The sequence below is a fragment of the Lentzea sp. NPDC051838 genome, assembly GCF_040681245.1.
Classification (GTDB): Bacteria; Actinomycetota; Actinomycetes; order Mycobacteriales; family Pseudonocardiaceae; genus Lentzea.
In genome coordinates this window covers 1-22,297 of sequence record NZ_JBFAYI010000052.1, presented here as the reverse complement: position 1 = coordinate 22,297, position 22,297 = coordinate 1, and the positions used below count along the sequence as shown (strand labels likewise).

Genomic DNA, 22,297 nt, shown 5'->3' with positions numbered 1-22,297 from the left:
GTGAACGCTCCTCGCATAGCAAGTGGTGGGAAAACCAGCGACTGATGGTAACCGCGCAAAGAATTCACAGCCCGTTCGGGTGCTGGTGTGCCCCGGCACACAACGTCCTGAGACCTTTCAGAGCAACATCTGAATCTCTCAGGACTAGGCTGGCCGGAGGACGAGGGAGACATGCGGGCCAGGCCGTTCGGGATCGATCAAGCCTGCCCGTCCGAGCGACAAGTTTGGAGCTGTAAGTCCGTGACCGTCACCGACGACATCACCCGGCTCACCAAGGCCGATCTGCCTGACGACTGGACGGAGCTGGACAAGCGCGCCGTCGACACCGCCCGACTGCTCGCGGCGGACGCGGTGCAGAAGGTCGGCAACGGGCACCCCGGCACCGCCATGAGCCTCGCGCCGCTGGCGTACACGCTGTTCCAGCGCGTGATGGTGCACGACCCGGCCGACCCGGCGTGGCTCGGCCGCGACCGCTTCGTGCTGTCCGCCGGCCACTCCAGCCTGACGCTGTACGTGCAGCTGTTCCTCTCCGGCTACGGCCTGGAGCTGGACGACCTGAAGGCGCTGCGCACGTGGGGCTCGCTGACCCCCGGCCACCCGGAGCACGGCCACACCAAGGGCGTCGAGATCACGACCGGCCCGCTGGGCTCCGGTCTCGCCTCCGCCGTCGGCATGGCCATGGCCGCCCGCCGCGAGCGCGGCCTGTTCGACCCGGAGGCCGCGCCGGGTCAGAGCCCGTTCGACCACCACGTCTACGTGATCGCCTCCGACGGTGACATCGAGGAGGGCGTCACCTCCGAGGCCTCGTCGCTCGCGGGCACGCAGCAGCTGGGCAACCTGGTCGTCTTCTACGACGACAACAAGATCTCGATCGAGGACGACACGACGATCGCGCTGTCCGAGGACACCGCGAAGCGCTACGAGGCCTACGGCTGGCACGTCCAGGTCGTCGAGTCCGGCGAGAACGTCAAGGGCATCCTGGAGGCGGTCGAGAAGGCCAAGGCCGTCACGGACAAGCCGTCGTTCATCCTGCTGCGCACGATCATCGGCTACCCGGCGCCGAACAAGCAGAACACCGGTGCCGCGCACGGTGCCGCGCTGGGCGCCGACGAGGTCAAGGCCACCAAGGAGATCCTGGGCTTCGACCCGGAGCAGACCTTCGAGGTCAGCGACGAGGTGCTCGCGCACTCCCGCGACGTCGTGAAGCGCGGCGAGCACGCCAAGGCCGAGTGGACCAAGACGTTCGAGGCGTGGGCGGACGCGAACGCCGAGCGCAAGGACCTGCTGGACCGCCTGCTGTCCGGCAAGCTGCCCGAGGGCTGGGACGCGGACCTGCCGGTGTACCCGGTGGACGCGAAGGGCGTGCCGACCCGCAAGGCCTCCGGTGAGGTCATCAACGCGCTCGCGGGCAAGCTGCCCGAGCTGTGGGGCGGTTCCGCCGACCTCGCCGAGTCGAACCTGACGACCATCAAGGGCGCCAAGTCCTTCGGCCCGGCGGAGATCTCCACGGGCATGTGGAGCGCCGACCCGTACGGCCGCGTGCTGCACTTCGGTGTCCGCGAGCACGCGATGGGCGCGATCCTCAACGGCATCGCCCTGCACGGCCCGACCCGCCCGTTCGGCGGCACGTTCCTCGTCTTCTCCGACTACATGCGCCCGTCGGTGCGCCTGGCGTCGATCATGAAGCTGCCGGTGACGTACGTGTGGACGCACGACTCCATCGGTCTCGGCGAGGACGGCCCGACGCACCAGCCGATCGAGCACCTCGCGGCCCTGCGCGCCATCCCGGACTTCTCGGTCGTGCGCCCCGGCGACGGCAACGAGACGTCCTACGCGTGGAAGGCGACGCTGGAGCAGACCGGCCCGGTCGGTCTCGCGCTCACCCGCCAGAACGTGCCGACGCTGGAAGGCACCTCGTACGAGGGCGTGAAGCGCGGCGGTTACGTGCTCTACGGCGACGAGAACCCCGAGATCGTGATCATCGGCACGGGCTCCGAGCTGCAGATCGCACACGAGGCCGGAAAGGTTCTGCAGGCCGAGGGCGTTGCAGTGCGTGTGGTCTCCATGCCGTCGATCGACTGGTTCGAGAAGCAGGACGCCGAGTACCGCGAGTCGGTCATCCCGTCGTCCGTGAAGGCTCGAGTCGCGGTCGAGGCGGGCATCGCCCAGCCGTGGTACCGCTACGTCGGTGACGCCGGCGAGATCGTGTCGATCGAGCACTTCGGCGCCTCGGCCGACTACCAGACGTTGTTCAAGGAGTTCGGCTTCACGACGGAGAACGTCGTCGCCGCCGCACGCCGTTCCCTTGACCGAGTGAGGGGTTAAGCAAGTGAGCAAGCCGCATCTCGAAGCACTCTCCGCCGCCGGAGTCTCGATCTGGCTCGACGACCTGTCCCGTGAACGGCTCACCAGCGGCAACCTGGACGAGCTGATCCGCGACTGGAACGTCGTCGGCGTCACGACGAACCCGACGATCTTCGCGGGCGCGCTGTCGAAGGGCTCGTCCTACGACGAGCAGATGGGCGAGCTGGCGGCCCGCGGTGCCGACACCGAGGCCACCATCCGCGAGGTCACGACGACGGACGTGCGCAACGCGTGCGACAAGTTCCGCGACATCTACACCTCGACGCACGGTGTGGACGGCCGCGTCTCCATCGAGGTCGACCCGCGCCTGGCGTTCGACACGGACAAGACCGTGGCCGAGGCGCAGGACCTGTGGAAGGCCGTCGACCGCCCGAACCTGCTGGTGAAGATCCCGGCCACGCTGGAGGGCCTGCCCGCGATCACGAAGGTGATCGCCGAGGGCATCAGCGTGAACGTCACGCTGATCTTCTCCACCGAGCGCTACCAGCAGGTCATGGACGCCTACGTCGCCGGTCTGGAGCAGGCCAAGGCGAACGGCCACGACCTGCGCTCGATCCACTCCGTCGCGTCGTTCTTCGTGTCGCGTGTGGACACCGAGATCGACAAGCGCCTGGGCCAGATCGACTCGGAGGACGCGAAGGCGTTGCGCGGCAAGGCTGCTCTGGCCAACGCGTGGATCGCCTACGGCGCGTTCGAGAAGACGTTCCAGGGCGCGCGCTGGGAGGCGCTCAAGGCCGACGGTGCCAACGCGCAGCGTCCGCTGTGGGCGTCGACCGGTGTGAAGGACCCCAGCTACTCCCCCACCCTCTACGTCGACCAGCTCGTCGTGAACGACGTCGTGAACACGATGCCGGAGAAGACGCTGCACGCCGTGGCCGACGGGGGCAAGATCGTCGGTGACACGGTCACCGGACGCGCCGCTGAGGGCCAGGAGGTGTTCGACCAGCTCGCCGCCGTGGGAATCGACCTCGAGGACGTGTTCAAGGTCCTCGAGACCGAGGGTGTCGAGAAGTTCGAGAAGTCCTGGGAAGAGTTGCTCGAGACGGTGACGAACCAACTGGCTCAACTGAAGGGCTGATTACCAAGTGACCTCCGTCGACATCGTGAGGTCACCGAACGCCGACCAGGTCAGCACCATCGCTGCTGACCTGGTCGCGGATTCGGTGCCGAGCAAGCTGACCGCGCAGGACCCGACCCTGTGGGGGCCGGAAGCCGAGTCCGAGGCGAGCATTCGTCTCTCGTGGACGACGTTGCACGACACGTCCCGTTCACTGCTCCCCGAGCTCGTGGCTCTGCGCGAGGAACTGCACGCGGAGGGCGTCGACCGCGTCGTCCTCGCCGGAATGGGCGGCTCGTCGCTGGCCCCCGAGGTGATCACGCGGACCGCCGGTGTTCCGCTGGTCGTGCTGGACACCACCGATCCCGCCCAGGTCGCCGACGCGCTCGCCGGTGACCTCGAGCGCACGGTGATCGTGGTGTCGTCCAAGTCCGGTGGCACTGTCGAGACCGACAGCCACCGCCGGATCTTCGAGCAGGCTTTCACCGACGCGGGCATCGACGCCGCGTCGCGCATCGTGGTCGTCACCGACCCCGGTTCGCCGTTGCAGCAGGCGTCCGAGGCCGCGGGCTACCGGAAGGTGTTCCTGGCCGACCCGCACGTCGGTGGCCGTTACTCGGCGCTGACCGCGTTCGGTCTCGTGCCGTCGTACCTGGCCGGTGCGAACGTCGAGGAGCTGCTCGACGACGCCGCGGCCGAGGCCAAGATCCTGTCGCAGGACTCGGTCGAGAACCCCGCGGTCGTGCTGGCCGCGATCTTCGGTGCCGCGCACGCGCACGGTGCCGAGAAGGTCGTGTTCGCCGACACCGGTTCGGGCATCAAGGGCTTCGGCGACTGGGCCGAGCAGCTGATCGCCGAGTCGACCGGCAAGAACGGCACCGGCCTGCTTCCCGTGGTCGTCGAGGGCCCCGGGGCGGAAGGCTTCGTGAACGCACGTTCGGACGCCACGACCGTCGCGATCGGACCGGCCACCGGGTCGGCTCACGTCGCGGTCGAGGGTCCGCTCGGCGCGCAGTTCCTGCTGTGGGAGTACGCGACCGCGCTCGTCGGCCGGGTGCTCGGCATCAACCCGTTCGACCAGCCGGACGTGGAGGCCGCGAAGAAGGCCTCCCGCGCGCTGCTGGACGCGCCGGCCGTCGCCGCCACCGTGCCGTCCTTTGTGGACGGACCGGTCGAGGGCCACGGCACGGACTGGGCCCCGCGCAAGGTCAACACCATCGCCGAGGCGCTCGCGGCCCTGGTCGAGGTGGCGCCCGACCACGGCTACATCGCGGTTCAGGCGTACCTGGACAGGATCGACGACGCGTCGTTCGAGCTGCTCCGTGCGGAGATCGCGAAGAGGACGCACCTGCAGACCACGTTCGGCTGGGGTCCGCGTTTCCTGCACTCGACCGGCCAGTACCACAAGGGCGGTCACCAGAACGGCGTGTTCATCCAGATCACCGGCGAGTCCGGCGACGACCTGGAGGTGCCCGGCCGGCCGTACACGCTGGCGCAGCTGCAGCTCGCGCAGGCGCTCGGCGACGGTCAGGTGCTGGTCGAACACGGTCGCCCAGTGCTGCGGCTTCACCTCGAAGACCGCATCGCAGGTCTGGCCCAGCTCGTCGAGGCAGTCCAGGAGGACGGTTCGTGACCGACAAGTGGCGCAACCCGCTGCGGGACGCGCGCGACAAGCGCCTGCCCCGCATCGCGGGCCCGAGCGCGCTGGTCATCTTCGGTGTCACCGGTGACCTGTCGCGCAAGAAGCTGATGCCCGCCATCTACGACCTCGCGAACCGGGGTCTGCTGCCGCCGGGCTTCGGTCTCGTCGGCTTCGCCCGCCGCGACTGGGCCGACCAGGACTTCATGCAGGTCGTGCACGACGCGGTCCGCGAGCACGCGCGCACGCCGTTCAACGAGGCCGTGTGGCAGCAGCTCGCCGAGGGCATCCGGTTCGTCCAGGGCACGTTCGACGACGACCAGTCGTTCGACAACCTGGCCTCTTGTCTGGCCGCTCTGGACGCCGAGCGCGGCACGGGTGGCAACCACGCGTTCTACCTGTCGATCCCGCCGAGTGCGTTCCCGACGGTGATCAACCAGCTGAAGCGCGCGGGTCTCGCCCAGACCTCGCAGGACCAGTGGCGCCGGGTCGTCATCGAGAAGCCGTTCGGTCACGACCTCAAGTCGGCCAAGCAGCTGAACAAGACGGTCAACGAGGTCTTCCCCGAGGAGTCGGTGTTCCGCATCGACCACTACCTCGGCAAGGAGACCGTGCAGAACATCCTGGCGTTGCGGTTCGCGAACCAGCTGTACGAACCCATCTGGAACTCGAACTACGTCGACCACGTGCAGATCACCATGGCCGAGGACATCGGTCTCGGTGGCCGCGCCGGGTACTACGACGGCATCGGCGCGACGCGCGACGTCATCCAGAACCACCTGCTGCAGCTTCTGGCCTTGATCGCGATGGAGGAGCCGGTCTCGTTCAAGCCGGCCGACCTGCGCGCGGAGAAGGTGAAGATCCTCTCGGCCACGCGTCCCGCGGAGCCGTTCGAGGAGACGACCTCGCGCGGCGTCTACACCGGTGGCTGGCAGGGCGGTCAGAAGGTGCCCGGTCTGCTGGAGGAGGGCGGCTTCTCGCCCGACTCGAAGACCGAGACGTTCGGCGCGATCACGTGTGAGATCAACACCCGTCGCTGGGCCGGGGTGCCGTTCTACCTGCGCACCGGCAAGCGCCTGGGCCGTCGCGTCACCGAGGTGGCCGTGGTGTTCAAGCGGGCGCCGCACCTGCCGTTCGACGACACCGCGACCGAGGAACTGGGCCAGAACGCCCTGGTCGTGCGCGTGCAGCCGGACGAGGGCGTGACGATCCGGTTCGGCTCGAAGGTGCCGGGGAACACGATGGAGGTCCGCGACGTCACGATGGACTTCGGCTACGGCCACTCGTTCACCGAGTCGTCGCCGGAGGCCTACGAGCGGCTGCTGCTGGACGTGCTGCTCGGTGAGCCGTCGCTGTTCCCGAAGAACGACGAGGTCGAGCTCTCCTGGGAGATCCTCGACCCCGTGCTGGACTTCTGGGCGCGCAAGGACGAGCCCGCACTCGAGAAGTACAAGGCCGGTACGTGGGGGCCGCCGTCGGCGGACGCGATGACGGCTCGGACCGGAAGGCACTGGAGGCGTCCGTGATCATCGACCTGCCCTCGACCACCACGTCCCAGATCAACTCGCGGTTGGTCCGGCTGCGGGACGAAGGTGGTGCGACGACTCTCGGTCGCGTGCTGACCCTCGTCATCGTGACCGAGGACGGCCAGCGCACCGACGCCGCGATCGACGCGGCCAACGACGCCTCGCGCGAGCACCCCTGTCGCGTGATCGTCGTGGCCCGCGGTGCTCGTCAGGCGGCTCCTCGCCTGGACGCGCAGATCCGCGTGGGTGGCGACGCGGGAGCCTCAGAAGTGGTTGTTTTGAGGCTTTATGGCGAACTGGCCAAGGAAGGCGCCTCGTGCGTCATGCCGCTGCTGCTGCCGGACACCCCGGTCGTGGCGTGGTGGCCGTTCGACGCTCCCGTGTCCCCGTCGAAGGACCCGATCGGCCAGCTCGCCCAGCGCCGGATCACCGACGCCGCGGCCGAGAAGAACCCGATCAAGGCCCTGGAAGCGCGCAAGGCGCACTACGCGCCCGGCGACACGGACCTGGCGTGGACGCGTCTGACGTTGTGGCGCGCCATGCTCGCCGCGTCGCTGGACCTGCCGCCGTACGAGAAGATCACCGAGGCCGAGGTGACCGGTGAGGCCGACTCGCCGTCCACCGACCTGCTGGCGGCGTGGCTGACGGACAAGCTGCACGTCCCGGCCAAGCGCTTCAAGGCGACCTCGGGCGAAGGCATCGTGCAGGTGAAGCTGGACCGCGCGTCCGGTGCCGTCGACCTGATCCGCCCGGACGGCAAGGTGGGCACGCTCTCGCAGCCCGGCCAGCCGTCGCGGCGGGTGGCTCTGCAGCGTCGTTCGATCCGCGACTGCCTGGCCGAGGAACTGCGCCGCCTGGACCCGGACGAGGTCTACGCCGCCGCTCTGAAGTCGCTGTCGAAGATCTCGCGCGGCCGCACGCCTTCGAAGCCGGAGGAAGCTCCCGCGGCGGAGGCCAACGGCAAGGCTCCTGTCGCGAAGAAGCCCAAGGCGAAGGCGACTTCGTGAGCAATCCGCAAGTGGTGGTGCACCGCGACGGCGACCTCCTGGCCGCCGCCGCGGCGGCCCGCCTGGTGACCCGCATGGTCGACGCCCAAGCCGCCCGCGGCTACGCGTCGGTCGTGCTCACCGGCGGCCGCACGGGCACCGCGGTCCTGGAACACCTGAACCGCAACGGAGCCCGCGACGCCGTGGACTGGTCGCGCGTCGACCTGTACTGGGGCGACGAGCGCTTCCTGCCCTCGGGCCATCCCGATCGCAACGAGACGCAGGCGCGTGCGGCTCTGCTGGACCACGTGCCGGTGGATCCCTCGCGCGTCCACGTGATGGAGCCTTCGGACGGCAAGTTCGGCGACGACCCGGAAGCCGCGGCTGCTGAGTACGCGTCTTTGCTGGCCTCTCTGGCGCGTCCCGAGGACCACAGCGACGTGCCCACGTTCGACGTCTGCATGCTGGGCGTCGGCGAGGAGGGCCACGTGGCCTCGGTCTTCCCCGCTTCTCCTGCCGTGTACGAGAAGGAGCGGACCGTTGTCGCCGTCCGCAACTGCCCGAAGCCCCCTCCCACGCGCGTCTCGCTGACCCTCGCGTCGGTGCGGTGCGCCCAGGAGGTCTGGCTGATGACCACCGGTGCGGCGAAGGCCGCCGCGGTGGCGATGGCTTTGTCTGGTGCGGGCGAGGTACAACTGCCGGCCGCCGGAGCCACCGGTCGCCGCCGCACGTTGTGGCTGCTGGACGACGCGGCAGCCTCGAAGGTGCCTGCTCTGTTCAAGCCACCGCTGGCTTGACCGTTTTTCGCGGCCCCTCAGGCTTCCTGAGGGGCCGTTTTTCTTTGGGGGAAACATGATTTCGGTACGTCCGGTGCGGCTGTCCGACGCTCCGTCCATTTGCGACATCAACCGCTCGGCCCTGGGCTACGACTTCCCGCTCGCCGACACGCGCGCCCAGCTGGAGCGGATCATCAAGGCGCCCAACGTGGTCCTGTTCGTGGCGGTGGATCCTGAGGTGCTCGGCTACATCCAGCTCAGCGACTACGAGAACACCTACCACCGCCCGCTGAAGAACCTGATCACGCTCGCCACCGCGCCTTCGCACCAACGTCGCGGGGTGGGAAAGCGTTTGCTCGCGGCCGGCGAGGAGTGGGCGCGGGCCGACGGTGCCTGCGGGGTGCGCCTGGTGACCGGGCACAACCGGGTGGACGCGCGGGAGTTCTACGCGGCTCACGGGTACGAGGTCCGCAAGGAGCAGACGAACCTCATCAAGTGGTGGGCCTGAGGCGCCGCACGACGGTCCGAGCCCTTTCGGCCACTTCAGGATCGGGATCGTCGACCAGCCGCTCGTAGGCCTTGCGCGGCAGATCCCGCCGACTGGCGAGGGCGAGCCGGACGGACCTGTCGTCGTGTGAAGTAAGACGGAACAAGGCGACCGGCGACGTGCTGGGGTCCTCGGCCACGAACACGTCGGGATGGATCACCTCGTCCTCGCACACCAGAAGGAAGTACTCGGTCGGCTCGGTCACGACTCCACCCCCAGAAGCAGTTCTTCCATCACCTCGACCGGCAACGACGGGTTCGACGCCGCCGGCCCCGCCGTGAACTCACTGCCCAGCATCTTCACGATCATCGGCACCGGCAGACGAGGATGCGCCGCGGCGAGGTGCCGGGCCTGCGCATCCCCCAAGCACAACAACAACGTCTCCCCAGAGGTGTGCGGATTTCGAGCAACTGCCCGAAGCACCTCCCCTTCCTCAGTCCGCGAGGCCATCAGGTGCAACAGGTCAGGCGGACACTGCGGACTCCGGGCCGCCCGAACGTACGCGGCCGATCCCTCCGAGGCGACCAGCGACCGGATCTCGACGACGGTCAGGTCGGGTTCCGCACGAACAGAAGGCTGCTCAACCCTGCTGAAGAGCGCGGCGGCGACTCGGCTGTCCGGGTCGCGGGCCAAAATCCGAGCCACATCCGCAGGCAGACAACCGAGGCGCGCCAGCCGGATGCGGACCACCGGGTCGGGGTGAACAGCCAGCGAGCGCACCAGGTCCGGCGGGGCGTCCGGGTGCTCGGCCACGACGAGCGCCGTCCAAACATCCAGAACGGGCACGGCGGACGGGTGCACCCAGCCCTCTTCCAGCAGTGCGGCCACGACGTCCGCGTCGCCCAAAGCCAGCAAAGCTTGGACGTGAGCACCGGAGAGGTCGGATCGGCGGGCCAGCGTCAGGGCCAGGACGCCGTCCGCCAGCACGACCACGCGCGAGAGCAAGGACGAAGGCAGCGCGGGGTTGGACGCGAGACCGTCCAGCACAGCGTTCACCAATCCCCCTGGTAACACGGCAGGCATTCCCCCCGACAACGCGTATCATCCCGAATCGCGTTGAGTAGCGGGGGTTTTGTGGCGAACGGCAGTCCGAAGCGACGTCCCACCATCGGGATGATCACCGCTGGCCCGCTCATCGAGCTCGCGGGCGAGCAGTGGCGCGGTGTCAGCGACGGCGCCCAGCTACTCGGGTGTGACCTGCTCTGTTTCGTCGGCAGCGAACTGGACCACCCGGACCTGCACAAGCGGCGGGCCAACACGGTTTACGACCTCATCTCGCCCAATCGGATCGATGCGCTCGTGGTGTGGACTACGCGCGTGGGGCAGCTCATCGGCTCCAACGGCATGCAGGAGTACGTGAAGCGGTACGCGCCGATGCCGATGGTGAGTGTGGAGACCTCCCTCGCGCAGTGGCCGACCATCCTCATGGACAACCAGGACGGCATGGAGCAGGCCGTTGACCACCTGATCGAGGTGCACGGCAAGAGGAGGATCGCGTTCGTCCGAGGGCCGCAAACGCATGCGGGGGCCCAGGAGCGCTACCAGGGGTACCGCGACTCGCTCGCCAAGCACGGCATCGCGTTCGACCCCGAGCTGATCACGATGCCCGGCTCGTTCATCTGGGAACCGAGCGGCGCGGCCGACGCCGTCCGGAAGATGATCGCCCACCTCGAAGAGCCGCCGGACGCCATCGCCGCCGCCAACGACGACTACGCCATCGGGGTCGTGTCCGCGCTGGAGGAGCTGGGGTTCCGCACGCCGGAGGACATCGCGGTCGTCGGGTACGACAACCACACCAACGTCCGCACGCACGACCTCGGCTACATCACGGCCACGGGCGACGGGCCGCCGGACCGGGTGCACCGCGAGGTCAACATAGACGCCGCGACGCCCGCGTTCACCACGGTCAGGGCGCCGTTCCACGAGATGGGCGTGCGTGCCGCGGAACTGGCGCTGGCGCTCGTCCGAGGCGAACCCACGCTGCCCAGGCAGACCATGCCGACCGAGCTGATCGTGCGCAGGTCGTGCGGCTGCCTGCCGTCCGGGCTCGGCGACCACGCCCCCGCGCACGGACGGCTCAACATCTCCGAGTCCGCGACGGCGGCGACGGTCGCGGACCATCTGCGCAGCTCGCTCGGACCGCCCTCGACGCGGCTGCCGGAAGGCTGGGCCGAGCAGCTCATCGTCGAGTTGATGGCGGCAGGGCGCGGAGAAGTCGAGGGCGCCGAGTTCCTCAAGCTGCTCGCCGCGTACATCAGGGCGAGTGCGCGCGCCGGGTGCGAACCGGAGCGTTGGTGGCCGCCGTTGTTCGACCTCCATCGGTTCGTGACGGCACGGATCAGCGACGCCACGCTCATCAACGACCTGTGGCTGCGCGTGCAACTCCTCGTCGGCGATGCGTTCGCCACGGACGCACGGTTCAAGTACCTGTCGCACGAGCGCCACGACCAGACGGTGCGCGAAGCAGGCCAACGGCTCATCGCGTCGAGAGACGTCGACGAGCTGACGAACGCGCTGACCGAAGAGCTCCCCCGGCTCGGCATCCCCGGCTGTCACGTCATGGCGTACGACACCGCGGGCACGGCGCGCGCGCTCGTGCGGTACGAGGACGGTCAGCTCAAAGACCACCTCACGAGCCCGTTCCCCGCCATCAACCTGACGCCGTACCCGTTCCGCCGAGAGCAGCCGTTCAGCGCGATGTGCGTTCCTCTGTACACCGACGAGGACCACCTCGGGTACGCGATCTTCGAGCAGGGCCCGGAACCCGGCTGGATCTACGAGGCCGTGCAGCAGCAGCTCAGCAGCGCGCTGCGAGGCATCAGGCTGATGCAGGAACTGAAGGACGCGCGCGCTCGGCTCGAAGAACGCGTCGGCGAGACCGAAGCCCAGCTCCGCCACGCGCAGAAGATGGAGGCCATCGGCCGGTTGACCGGTGGCATCGCGCACGACTTCAACAACATCCTCACGGTCGTGAACGGCAACAGCGAGATGCTGCTGCGACGCACCCTTCAGGACGACCCGAGGCGCACGGCGATAGAGGACATCAGGCACGCCGGCGAACGAGCCGCGAACCTCACCAGGCAGCTGCTCGCGTTCACCCGCCAGCAGGTCCTGCACCCGGAGTCGCTCGACCTCAGGCACAACCTCACCAAGGTCCACTCGATGCTGCGGACGCTCGTCGGCGACCACATCGAGCTGGAGCTGGACCTGCCGGGCGACGTCGCACGCGTGTGGGCGGACGCGGGTCAGGTCGAGCAGATCCTGTTCAACCTCGCGGTCAACTCCCGCGACGCGATGCCCGACGGCGGCACGCTGCGGGTCTCCATCGCCGACGCCACGCTCGGCCCCGGCAAGACCGGCCGGATCGTCGGCGTGAGGCCCGGCGAGTACGTCGTGATGCGCGTCCAGGACACCGGCGCGGGCATGGCGCCGGACGTGCAGGCGCAGGTGTTCGAGCCGTACTTCACCACCAAACCCGTCGGCAAGGGCACGGGCCTCGGCCTGTCCACGGTGTTCGGCATCGTGCAGCAGTCCGGCGGCCAGATCGAGCTGATCAGCGCACCCGGCAGAGGCACGACCATCGAGGTCTACCTGCCGGTGCCGCACGAACGCGATGGCACCCCGGAAGCGCCGTGCGCGCGTCGCACCACCTCGCACCAAGGAGCGGGCACGGTGCTCCTCGTCGAGGACGACGCGCAGGTGCGGATCATGACCAAGAGGTCGCTGGAGACCGCCGGCTACGCGGTGATCGAGGCGTCGGACGGCCAGGAGGCGCTCCAGCTCGCGACCGCTCACCGCAGCACGATCGACCTGGTGCTCACCGACGTCGTGATGCCGAAGATGGGCGGCCCCGAGCTGGTCCGGCTGCTGCGCTCGACCGGCGCCGCGCCCGCCGTCATCTACATGTCCGGCTACACGACGGACGAGGTCCTCGACGACGAGGTGCTGATCACCAAGCCGTACGTGGAGTCAGAGCTCCTGGAGAAGGTGCGCGAGGTACTTCAGGACGCCTGAGCCCGGCGCGCCACGGCGGCGCGCACGGTCTCGTCGAGCTTCTCGATGCGGAACGGCTTCTGCAGGTACCCCGCGACGTCGTGCCCGGCGAACCGGCGCTCCAGCGATGTTCGGTCGTGGCCGCTCGTCAGCACGACGGGAACCTTCAGGCCCTCGCTCTCCAGCTGCGCCAGCACCTCGCCACCGGACAGTCCCGGCATGCTGTGGTCGAGCAGCATCGCGCTGATCTCCGCGCTGCGTTCGCGGAGGATCTCGATGGCCTCGGAACCGTCGCTGGCCTGCAGAACTGTGTATCCGAGCTCCTCGAGCAGGCTGACGGTGTACCTCCGCACGGGGTCCTCGTCCTCGACCACGAGCACCAGCCCAGCTTGCGACATGCGCGTCAGTATGCCGGAACTTATTGGTTCCCTCAGCACCAGGTCGTCAACAATTCTTGGTAATTCTTCACGAACTGCTCCACCAGAGTGACATCGTCCATTTGGATCACACCATTGGTTGAGGGTCTGCGCTAACCTTCGCGACACCGCTGCCGCTCCACGCTGAGAAAGAGGCACCAGGAAAGGCCAACTTCATGCGTAAAGCGACGGCAGCAGCCGCTCTGGCCGTGCTGTTCACATTGTCGTCCGCACCCGCACAGGCCGCTGACGCGATTCCTTCGGAGCGGGTGACGATCGATGTCGTGACGGTGAACGGATCCGGGTGCAAGCAAGGCACCGCCGAAGTGATCGTCTCACCGGACAACACCTCGTTCTGGGTGATCTACAGCGACTACCTCGCCCAGGCCGGCAAGGGTGCCGGTGCGACCGACTTCAGGAAGAACTGCCAGCTCCTCCTGCAGGTCAACGTCCCACAAGGCTTCTCGTACGGCATCGCGGAAGCGACCTACGCGGGCTACGGGCACCTCGAGCGCGGCGCCATCGGCCACCAGTCGGTGAATTACTACTTCCAGGGTCAATCGGCCACCACCACGTGGAAGCACTCCTTCAACGGGCCGTTCGACGACAACTGGGAGATCACCCACCGGACCGAGTTCTCGGAGATCGTCTGGGCCCCCTGCGGTGAAAAGAGGGGACTCAACGTCAACAGCTCCCTGCGCGTTGACAAGGGATCTTCGGATGCCAATACAAACAGTTTCATGACGATGGACTACCAGCGCGGAGAAGTGCGCACCCTGCACCACTTCTCGTGGAAGCGTTGCTGATTTACAACTAAGGCCGCCGCCACCCCACACACAACCGCCGCCATCCCCACCCTGCGAGTTGCGTTGGAAAGGTGTCCCATGCTCAACGCGGTTGCCGCTGCCCTGCTGGCCTCGTCCATCATCATCCCGCCCGGCGCGCCGAACGAGACGCCGCCTCCCGACCACATCACGATCGACATCGTCACGATCAACGGCTCGGGCTGCCCCGCGGGCACGGCGGCCGTCGCGGTCTCCGAGGACAACAAGGCCTTCACGGTCACCTACAGCGACTACCTGGCCCAGGTCGGCGTCGGTGCCAAGCCGACGGACCTGCGCAAGAACTGCCAGCTCAACCTGAGAGTCAACGTGCCGCAGGGCTTCACCTACGGCATCGCCTCGGCCGACTACCGCGGTTTCGCGCACCTGGAGCGCGGCGCCTACGCCATCGAGAAGGCCAACTACTACTTCCAGGGCATGTCCCAGACGGAGTCCATCTCCCACCGGTACAACGGCCCCGTCAGTGACGACTGGCAGGCCACCGACACGACCGAGGTCGCCGCGATCGTCTACTCACCCTGTGGCGAGAAGCGGAACTTCAACATCAACACCGAGCTCCGGGTCTACGCCGGCACCTCCAACACCGCCACGACGACGAGTTTCATGACGATGGACTCGACCGACGGCAACCTGGAGACGACCTACCACTTCGCCTGGAAGACCTGTCCCTGAGTAGTGCCGTGACTACCGCACGCGCCCGTCGGGGCGTGTGCGGTAGCACATACCTGAGGGGTGCGCCGTACCAATCCGCGTCTGTGGGCGTCTAACCCCGTGACGGGGCAGGTCGGGGTGAAGGGGCAGCCAATGCCAACCGCGGCATACACGCAGTACGGTGAGGACCGAACGCCTGACAGGGGAGGCCGGATCCTGACCACCACGCTGCTTCCGGCACGGCGCGCAACGGACGCCGAGGTCGGCTCGCGCACGTCGCGGCTCGGCGACTACCGCATGGTCCTGCTCGACGTGGGACTCGTGCTGATCGCGTTGCTCGACGCCTGGCTGCGGATGCGGTGGGTCAAGGCCGACCCGGTCGGACTGCCCGAGGTGCCGCTGCACTCCGAGGTGCTGTCGTGGATCTCGGCGATCGTGATCATCGGCCGGCGCCGCTTCCCGTTCCTCGTCCTCCTGCTGGCCATTCCCGGCTTCTTCACCGGCTTCGCGCAGCTCGCCGCGATGATCGCGCTCTACACGGTGGCGCGCCGCTACCTGACGTCCTGGCAGACCAGGGTCGCCGCGGTCCTGTTCTGGCTGAGCTACTTCATGGCGTGGCCGCCGTCCGAGTTCATCGACCGACCGCCGTACGGCCACTTCGCGTCGGCGATCGGTGGCTTCATCATCACGGGCCTGCCGATCGCCATCGCCCTGCTGACCCACGCACGGCAGGAACTGTCCAACCGGATAGCCGAGCTGGCCGAGTCCCGCGAGAGAGAACGCGTGCTGCACGCGCACGCCATCCGCGCGGACGAACGGGCAAAGCTCGCCCGCGAGATGCACGACGTCGTCTCGCACCAGGTCAGCCTCATCGCGATGCAGGCCGGTGCGCTGCGCATGGCTTTGGCCAACGCCGAGCACAAGCAGGTCGCGGGCACCATCCGCATGTTGTCGACGCGCACTCTCGACGAGCTCCGTCAGCTCGTGTCCGTGCTGCGCACCACCGACGACAGCCAGCCGGGCGTGGACGAGCTGCCCGAACTGGCCGCCGACGCCGGTTTCGAGGTGTCCGTGCAGGTCAAGGGCCCGGTGGAGGAACTGACCGCACCCGTGTCCGGCGCCGTGTACCGCACGGTGCAGGAGGCCCTGACCAACATCCGCAAGCACGCCGTCGGAGCTTCGGCGACCGTGCTCGTGGACGCGGACGACAGCACGGAAGACGTCCTGGTCGAGGTGCGCAACACGCCGCCGGACGGTCTGTCCCTGTCGTCCGCCCAGATAGCGTCACTGCCGAGCGGTGGGCACGGGCTCGTCGGACTGCGCGAACGAGCCACGTTGCTCGGCGGCCAGTTCTCCGCGGGACCGACCGAGGAAGGCGGCTTCCTCGTGTCGGCGTCGTTCCCGAAGCAGCGGACGGTCTCCGACTAGCGGTTGTGCCGTTTGAACGCGTGGTACGACTGCTTGGGCTCCAACCGGTACGGCGAGCTCTCGTCGTCGAACCGCTCCCGCACGGCCTTGAACAGACTGTACGCGGCGATGTCGAGGTCGCGGTCGCGGCACGTCGGGTTGTGCGGCAGGTCGGGTGAGATCACCGAGTACAGGTGCGCGCCCGCGACCTTCTCCTGGTCGAACACGCGCAACATCCGGGCGACGTGGTCGGCCTGCTCGCGTTCATCGCGCACGATGCCCGGCTTGATCACCGGCGGATCGGCCTCGAAGTCGACGACGTCCCAGCCCATGCCGCCCGCCTCGGCCGCACCCGTGAAGGTGCAGCAGCCGAACTCGAGGACCATCAACGGCTTGTTCCAGCGCGACCGGTAGCGGTCGAGATCCGCCGTGTACTCCGCATCGGTCGCGAAGTGCTCGTAGTAGTCGAGGCCCACGAAGTCGAACAGCGACCAGTCGGTCCACAGCGCGTCCGCACCGGCCGCCGAGCCGTAGGTGATCTTGCCGCGGAACTCGCGTCGCGTGACGTCGACGGCCCTGCCGAGGAACTCCCGGAAGCGGCCGATGATCTTGGGCCACTCCGTCTCCGGGATGGACTCGACGCCGCGGATCCGGTCCAGGAACGTGGCTCCGGGCAGGATCCCCGGCGTGAACAGGAAGTGCTCGCAGCCCGTCACGAACTTGACGTTGTCGCCCGTGCGCTGTCGCTCGGCGGCGCGGGCGGCTTCGGCGAGGTGGGCGAGGACTTCTTCCTGCGGGTGGTCGTAGAGGCGGGGCTGGACGAAGACCTGCACTCCGTTGCGCAGCGCCGCGTCCGTGGTCTCGGCCAGGCGGCCGAGGTCGCTGCCGAACGCCGTGATGGACGGGCAGCGCAACTCCGCGGCGATGGTGCGGATCTCGCGCTCCAGCAGGTGCCGGTTCCAGCGGACTCGGCTCAGCGGCTCACCCGCGGCGTGGAGGACCCCGGTGTCGTAGCAGACGCCCCCGCGCAACCTCCCCGCCGCCGCGCCCGCCTCCGCCGCGCGCCTCTGACCCGACGCCGCAGCCGTTCCCCCGCCCATCCCCAGGAGCGCCGCCGCGCCCACGAGCGACCTCAGAAACCCCTGTCTGCTGATCATCTTTCCCCCTGACTAGTTACTCAACTAGGCTACTAGTCATGCAACCAGAAAATCGGTCGGGCGACCAGGAGAAGCGGAAGAGCTTCATCGAGGACGCCCGGCGGGGTCAGATCGTGGCGGCGACGATCGAGACCATCGCGGAGATCGGCTATGCGAAGGCGTCGTTCGTGCAGATCGCGCAACGTGCAGGCATCAGCCCGGGGCTCATCACGTACCACTTCGCCAAGCGCGAGGAGTTGATGAAGCAGGTCATGCAGACCGTGCACGATTCGATGGACCGTGCGTTGAGCGCGCGCGCCGAGGGTGCCGAGAGCTACTGCGCCGCCATCCGCCACCTCATCGAGGGCTTCGTGCACTACTGCTCGGAGCACCCCGCCGAGCTGATCGCGATCGGGCAGATCGCCAGTGCGGCACGGGACGCCCAGGCCGCGCGGGAGTGGTACGAGGCGCAGGCCGCCGCGACGCTCGCCGAGATGGAGGACATGTTCCGCGAGGGCCAGGAGGCAGGCGAGCTGCGGGTGTTCTCGCCGCGGGTGATGGCGGTGTCGATCATCGGCGCGATGGAGGCCGCGCCGGGCGAGCTGATGGCTCGCCCGGACACCGACGTCTCTCAGTACGCGAAGGAGCTCGCGGACCTGTTCGAACGGGCCGTCAAGGCCGCTTAGACGCGATCGACGCGCTGATGGCCGCCGCCGCACCCAGCACACCGCACGTGAGCGCGATGGGCAGCGTCGGTTCGTTCGCCTGCAGCACGGACACGAGCAGCCACACGGCCAGACCGAACCCGAACCCGAGCGGCACCGACGCGATCACGGCGGCCACCCCGGTCTGCCGCTTGCGCAGCGCCCGCAGGTTCGACTCCAAGTACGCGAACGTGAAGAGCAGCAGCAGCGCCGAGCCGGTGCCCATGATGCTCAACCACGGCGTCCGGTCCGACCCGAGCCCGAACGTCCCCCACGGACCGTCCGTCTTCGCCGTCACGACGCCGCCGACGATCCACCGCGTTGCGCCCGGCAGCACGAAACCGGCCGGCCCGCGCTCGGTGACGTCCGCGAGCGGGATGCCCGCCAGCGTCACGGTCAGCCGGTTGCCCTCGACGTTCACCGGTGCCGCGAGGTCCTGGGTGATGGACCTGGACGGCACCGCACCCGTCGCGAACGGCACGATCGCCAGCGCCACCAACGCGACCGCGGCCACCAGCCACAGCGCCCACGGCGTCGACGGCGGCTTGATCACCTGCGCGGCCGGCACCAGGGTGCTGCTGCCGCTGAGCCGCGCGGCCGGGATCGGGTCCACGAGCGTGGCGCGAATCGGTTGCTGCGTAAGCGAAACCGTGTCGCGCTCGACCGGCCGCAGCGACGGCCGTGTGGACGACGCCGACACCTGCGGCGCCAGGTGCACCGGAATCCCCAGGCGCGTCAGCCAGTCCGGCCCGAACAGGTGCCCCGCCGCACCGGCGAGGTCGATCGCGAACGTCTCGGCGTTGCGGTACCGCGCGTCCGGCTCGCGCGCGATGCTGCGCATCACCACGCCCGCAAGGGGTTCCGGCACGTTCTGCAACGGCCGCGGGTCCTGGTAGACCCGCTTCTGGATCATCGCGATGGGGCCGCCACCGCGCTCGAACGGCAAGTCTCCCGACAACAGCTCGTACAACACCGTGCCGGTCGCGTAGACGTCCGCGGCGGGCGTCAAGGCGTTGCCCATCGCCTGCTCCGGCGCGATGTAGGCGGGCGTGCCGAGCACCGCGCCGCCGTGCGTCACGAGTGTCGCACCCTCCGACACCACCTGCGAGATGCCGAAGTCCGCCACCTTCACCACCCCGTTGGAGGTGAAGAGCAGGTTCTTGGGCTTCACGTCGAGGTGCAGCACCCCGGCCTCGTGCGCCGCGTGCAGCCCGGACAGCGTGGCCAGCACCAGCGCACATGACTGCTGCGCCGTCAGCCCGTCCGTGGCGAACCGCGACCACACCGTGCCGCCGTCGAGGCGTTCCATGACCAGCAGGTGCTCGCCCTGCTGCCGCACGTAGTCGTAGACCGGAACGATGTGCGGGTGATCCAGCCGGGCCAGCAGCCGCGCCTCGTGCTCGAACCGCTCGCTCATCCGCGGGTCCTCGGCCACCGCGTGCGGCAGCCGCTTGATCGCCACGGGCCGCCCGAGCTGCCGATGCACGCCCCCGTAGACGACGCCCATCCCACCCTCGCCGATCTGCTCGCCGACGGCGTACTGCGGCAGGGCGGCGACCACACTGGACAAAGTCACCGTTGAATCCTCACGGTATCCATTTCGGACGGTGGCATCTGTTCACCAGGATGCGGCGTCACATAGCCAAGAAGCAACGCGGCGGCCGCGGCTCCCACGATGAACGGAATCTCCGCCGTGGGCGACGGCGCAACCAACCGCAGCACCGACAACGAGATCACCGCGACGAGCCCGGTCCCGATCCCGGCGGGCAGGAAGCGCATGGCCCGCTGCCACCGGTTCGCCGGCAACCTGCGCCGAGCCAACGCGATCAACGCCCCGGCCCACGACAACGCCGTCAACACCAGCACGCCCAACCCGAACGCCCCGTACACCGACCACAGCGACCCCTTGATGTCGCCAGTGGTCTCCACGGACGCGATCACGTCCCGTTGCACGTCGATGGCCTCAACCGTGACTGGAAGGAGACCAAGCGCCTGCGACCCGAGATCCGTCGGCTCCAACGGGAAGGCCCGAGTCTCCGACGACTTGGGCGGCACGTCGAACGGAACCGTTGTGTCGTAGGTGAAGAACGTCAACGCCAACGCCGTCCCGCTGATCCGCACGGTCTTCACGCGCTGCACGGTGTTCGTGTTGTTGCGGACCGTGATGGACACCCGCGCGGTATCCGCGGGGTTCAACACCAGCGTCCCTACTCCAACCGGCCTACCGTCCACATCGGCCTCGAGCAGAACCGACCCGTCCTGTGCGGACGCCGTTGACGGCAGCAGCATAATTCCGCACCACAGCAGTAAACCTGCACCGGTCAAGCGACGTCTCACTAGCGCACCTTAGGTTCTGATCCCGGGGAGAGGGAATGCGGTCTTTAGGCTTACTCGTGGCTATAGCTGCTGGTGTTACGGTGCTGAGCGCCACACCGGCAACGGCCCAGCAGCCGCCAGCCCTCACGCTGAGCCCGGCAGCCGGCGCCCCCGGAACGGCCTTCAAGCTCACGTGGACCGGGATCTTCTACGACCCCGACTGCACGAGCTACGCGATGCGCGTCCTCTGGGACGGCAAGACGGTAGTGGGCAGCGGCACGGGTTCGGGACGCGGGACGGGTTCCGGTTCGGCAACGGTTCCCTCCAACGCCACAGCCGGTGGCCACCGCGTCACGGTCCAGGCAACCTCCTGCCCGGCAGGCTCGGCCTCGAACACCTTCACGGTCCGAATCCCGCCGACCACGACGACCACCCCACCGCCGACCACCCAGCCGCCCGTCACCAAGCCCCCGGTGACTCAGCCGCCGGTAACCAACCCGCCCGTGACGCGCCCACCCGGCGTCACGACCACGACCACTCCCCCGGTGACCACCACGACGACGACAGACACCCCGTCGTCCTCTTCGGACACCCCCAGCTCGTCCACCGACGGCCTCACCAGCGCGGGCGACGGCATCCTGATCCTGGACAAGCTCAACATCCAGCCAGGCGACGACCTGACCGCAACCGGCACGGGTTGCCCCAAGGGCGCCCCGGTCAAGCTCACCTCGCTGGGCCAGTCCGTGGGCACCACCACCGCCGACGACAAGGGCGAGTTCACCTCACCAGTGAAGTTCGCGAGCATCGAGCCGGGCCGCCACAAGGTCCGAGCAGAATGCGGCATCACCCTCGTGGGCAACGTCGACGTGACCCTGTCCAGCTCCTCCGGCGGCACCACCAGCACCCTTGTCGTACTTCTCTTCTTCCTGCTGATCGGCGCAGCCATGCTCCGCCGCCAGTTCACGGGCTTGCGCAGATGAGACCGGCAGGCTGGGCCGTCGCACTGGCCACCGGCATAGCGCTCCTCAGCGCCACGCCGGTGGCCGCGCAACAACAGGTGACCGTCACAGCCAGCCCGAACACCGGCCCAGCGGGCTCCAGCACGACCTTCACCTGGACGGGCTTCATCCGCTGCAAGGGCACAGTCCGCATCACCTGGGCAGGCGCAGTCCTGACGACGGCCCCCTACGCGGCCAACGGCTCAGTAGCCGCCACCATCCCGCCAGGCACCAAGGAAGGCACCTACGTCTTCACGGCGAACGACGAGTGCAACCACCTGGCCCGCAACACGTTCCAGGTAACCCCACCCCCACCGGTGACCACCACGACGCAGCCGCCACCCACCACCACAACGCGGCCGCCGCTCGTCACCACCACAACGACACCACCGGCCACCACAACGACCACCGACACGCCCTCGTCGTCGTCCTCAGGCACGTCCTCCGCCTCCGAACCACCGGGAGACGGCGTCCTGGTCCTGGACAAGGGCAACATCCAGCCCGGCGAAGACCTGACGGCAACCGGCAAGGGCTGCCCAACAGGCGCCTCCGTAACTCTGCGGTCGCTGGGCCAGGAGGTCGGCAAGACCGTCGCCGACGACAAGGGCGAGTTCACGAGCCCGGTGAAGTTCACGAACATCGAGCCAGGCCGCCACACAGTGCGAGCAGAATGCGGCATCGTCCTGGTGGGCAACGTGGACGTGACCCTGTCCAGCAGCTCAGGCGGCACCACCAGCACCCTGGTAGTCCTGCTCTTCTTCCTGCTGGTGGGCGCAGCCATGCTAAGACGCCAGTTCACGGGCCTGCGCCGCTAAAAGGCGAAGGCGAAGCCGAGCTGCAGTTGGCAAACACTCTGGGTGGGGTGGGTCCCGTCACGAGTCGTGGCTGATCGTTGGCCGCGCCAGGTCAGGGGTGTCAACTCGACACGCTTTTCGTCGA

20 protein-coding genes are annotated in these 22,297 nt (G+C 68.4%); 14 read left to right on the top strand and 6 right to left on the bottom strand.

The annotated features are described in order from the left end of the window. Positions 1-240 precede the first annotated feature (240 nt). Genes tkt through AB0M24_RS46030 form a run of 7 tightly spaced genes read left to right on the top strand, consistent with a single transcriptional unit; the run spans position 241 to position 8,856 of the window. Positions 241-2,325 carry a transketolase gene (gene tkt / locus AB0M24_RS46060; RefSeq protein ID WP_363781250.1) on the top strand — a complete coding sequence of 695 codons (2,085 nt, stop codon included), beginning with the start codon at positions 241-243 and terminating at the stop codon, positions 2,323-2,325. Between the two features lie 4 nt (positions 2,326-2,329). Beyond that, positions 2,330-3,442, top strand: coding sequence for a transaldolase (tal, locus tag AB0M24_RS46055; protein WP_363781248.1), 1,113 nt, complete (start codon positions 2,330-2,332; stop codon positions 3,440-3,442). 25 nt (positions 3,443-3,467) lie between these two features. After that, positions 3,468-5,054: a glucose-6-phosphate isomerase gene (locus AB0M24_RS46050; protein ID WP_363781246.1), complete on the top strand. Its 1,587-nt coding sequence runs from the start codon at positions 3,468-3,470 to the stop codon at positions 5,052-5,054. Further along, positions 5,051-6,586: a glucose-6-phosphate dehydrogenase gene (zwf, locus tag AB0M24_RS46045; protein ID WP_363781244.1), complete on the top strand. Its 1,536-nt coding sequence runs from the start codon at positions 5,051-5,053 to the stop codon at positions 6,584-6,586. Before AB0M24_RS46050 ends, zwf begins: the two co-directional genes overlap by 4 nt. Next, the gene (gene opcA / locus AB0M24_RS46040; RefSeq protein WP_363781242.1) at positions 6,583-7,593 is read left to right on the top strand and encodes a glucose-6-phosphate dehydrogenase assembly protein OpcA; all 1,011 of its coding nucleotides are present in this window, start codon (positions 6,583-6,585) and stop codon (positions 7,591-7,593) included. Before zwf ends, opcA begins: the two co-directional genes overlap by 4 nt. After that, a complete protein-coding gene (gene pgl / locus AB0M24_RS46035; RefSeq protein ID WP_363781240.1) occupies positions 7,590-8,369 on the top strand; it encodes a 6-phosphogluconolactonase in 780 nt (259 codons plus the stop codon). Before opcA ends, pgl begins: the two co-directional genes overlap by 4 nt. Positions 8,370-8,424: 55 nt before the next feature. Continuing rightward, a complete protein-coding gene (locus AB0M24_RS46030) occupies positions 8,425-8,856 on the top strand; it encodes a GNAT family N-acetyltransferase (RefSeq protein ID WP_363781238.1) in 432 nt (143 codons plus the stop codon). Here the strand turns inward: AB0M24_RS46030 and AB0M24_RS46025 are convergent. Both AB0M24_RS46025 and AB0M24_RS46020 read right to left on the bottom strand, forming a co-directional pair. After that, positions 8,840-9,100 carry a hypothetical protein gene (locus AB0M24_RS46025; RefSeq protein ID WP_363781236.1) on the bottom strand — a complete coding sequence of 87 codons (261 nt, stop codon included), beginning with the start codon at positions 9,098-9,100 and terminating at the stop codon, positions 8,840-8,842. The genes AB0M24_RS46030 and AB0M24_RS46025 overlap by 17 nt on opposite strands. After that, the gene (locus tag AB0M24_RS46020; RefSeq protein WP_363781234.1) at positions 9,097-9,891 is read right to left on the bottom strand and encodes a hypothetical protein; all 795 of its coding nucleotides are present in this window, start codon (positions 9,889-9,891) and stop codon (positions 9,097-9,099) included. Before AB0M24_RS46020 ends, AB0M24_RS46025 begins: the two co-directional genes overlap by 4 nt. A gap of 117 nt (positions 9,892-10,008) precedes the next feature. Between AB0M24_RS46020 and AB0M24_RS46015 the strand changes: the two genes are divergently transcribed. Beyond that, a complete protein-coding gene (locus AB0M24_RS46015; protein WP_363781232.1) occupies positions 10,009-12,909 on the top strand; it encodes a substrate-binding domain-containing protein in 2,901 nt (966 codons plus the stop codon). On the opposite strand, the gene AB0M24_RS46010 is transcribed toward AB0M24_RS46015, so the two are convergent. Beyond that, on the bottom strand, positions 12,897-13,286 hold the full coding sequence (locus tag AB0M24_RS46010; protein ID WP_363781230.1) for a response regulator: 390 nt from the start codon (positions 13,284-13,286) through the stop codon (positions 12,897-12,899). The two genes, AB0M24_RS46015 and AB0M24_RS46010, sit on opposite strands and share 13 nt — an antisense overlap. Positions 13,287-13,480: 194 nt before the next feature. Between AB0M24_RS46010 and AB0M24_RS46005 the strand changes: the two genes are divergently transcribed. The 3 genes from AB0M24_RS46005 to AB0M24_RS45995 all read left to right on the top strand — a co-directional run bounded on the left by AB0M24_RS46005 (position 13,481) and on the right by AB0M24_RS45995 (position 16,225). Further along, entirely contained in the window at positions 13,481-14,110 is a 630-nt protein-coding gene (locus AB0M24_RS46005) for a DUF4360 domain-containing protein (RefSeq protein WP_363781228.1), read from the top strand. A 78-nt stretch (positions 14,111-14,188) separates the two neighbouring features. Continuing rightward, positions 14,189-14,818 (top strand): DUF4360 domain-containing protein, encoded by a 630-nt coding sequence (locus tag AB0M24_RS46000; protein WP_363781226.1) that lies wholly within the window; start codon positions 14,189-14,191, stop codon positions 14,816-14,818. A gap of 132 nt (positions 14,819-14,950) precedes the next feature. Continuing rightward, positions 14,951-16,225 carry a histidine kinase gene (locus tag AB0M24_RS45995; RefSeq protein ID WP_363781224.1) on the top strand — a complete coding sequence of 425 codons (1,275 nt, stop codon included), beginning with the start codon at positions 14,951-14,953 and terminating at the stop codon, positions 16,223-16,225. On the opposite strand, the gene AB0M24_RS45990 is transcribed toward AB0M24_RS45995, so the two are convergent. Then, positions 16,222-17,361: a hypothetical protein gene (locus AB0M24_RS45990; RefSeq protein WP_363781222.1), complete on the bottom strand. Its 1,140-nt coding sequence runs from the start codon at positions 17,359-17,361 to the stop codon at positions 16,222-16,224. The two genes, AB0M24_RS45995 and AB0M24_RS45990, sit on opposite strands and share 4 nt — an antisense overlap. Positions 17,362-17,399: 38 nt before the next feature. On the opposite strand from AB0M24_RS45990, the gene AB0M24_RS45985 reads away from it, so the two are divergent. Beyond that, positions 17,400-18,026, top strand: a complete 627-nt coding sequence (locus tag AB0M24_RS45985) for a TetR family transcriptional regulator (RefSeq protein WP_363781220.1) — start codon at positions 17,400-17,402, stop codon at positions 18,024-18,026. On the opposite strand, the gene AB0M24_RS45980 is transcribed toward AB0M24_RS45985, so the two are convergent. Together AB0M24_RS45980 and AB0M24_RS45975 are read right to left on the bottom strand one after the other, a co-directional pair. Next, a complete protein-coding gene (locus AB0M24_RS45980) occupies positions 18,013-19,620 on the bottom strand; it encodes a serine/threonine-protein kinase (RefSeq protein WP_363781218.1) in 1,608 nt (535 codons plus the stop codon). The genes AB0M24_RS45985 and AB0M24_RS45980 overlap by 14 nt on opposite strands. Continuing rightward, positions 19,617-20,240 (bottom strand): hypothetical protein, encoded by a 624-nt coding sequence (locus tag AB0M24_RS45975; RefSeq protein WP_363781216.1) that lies wholly within the window; start codon positions 20,238-20,240, stop codon positions 19,617-19,619. The genes AB0M24_RS45980 and AB0M24_RS45975 overlap by 4 nt, the downstream gene beginning before the upstream one ends. A gap of 221 nt (positions 20,241-20,461) precedes the next feature. On the opposite strand from AB0M24_RS45975, the gene AB0M24_RS45970 reads away from it, so the two are divergent. After that, positions 20,462-21,340: a hypothetical protein gene (locus tag AB0M24_RS45970; RefSeq protein ID WP_363781214.1), complete on the top strand. Its 879-nt coding sequence runs from the start codon at positions 20,462-20,464 to the stop codon at positions 21,338-21,340. Next, positions 21,337-22,173 (top strand): hypothetical protein, encoded by an 837-nt coding sequence (locus AB0M24_RS45965; RefSeq protein WP_363781212.1) that lies wholly within the window; start codon positions 21,337-21,339, stop codon positions 22,171-22,173. The genes AB0M24_RS45970 and AB0M24_RS45965 overlap by 4 nt, the downstream gene beginning before the upstream one ends. Positions 22,174-22,297: the final 124 nt, after the last annotated feature.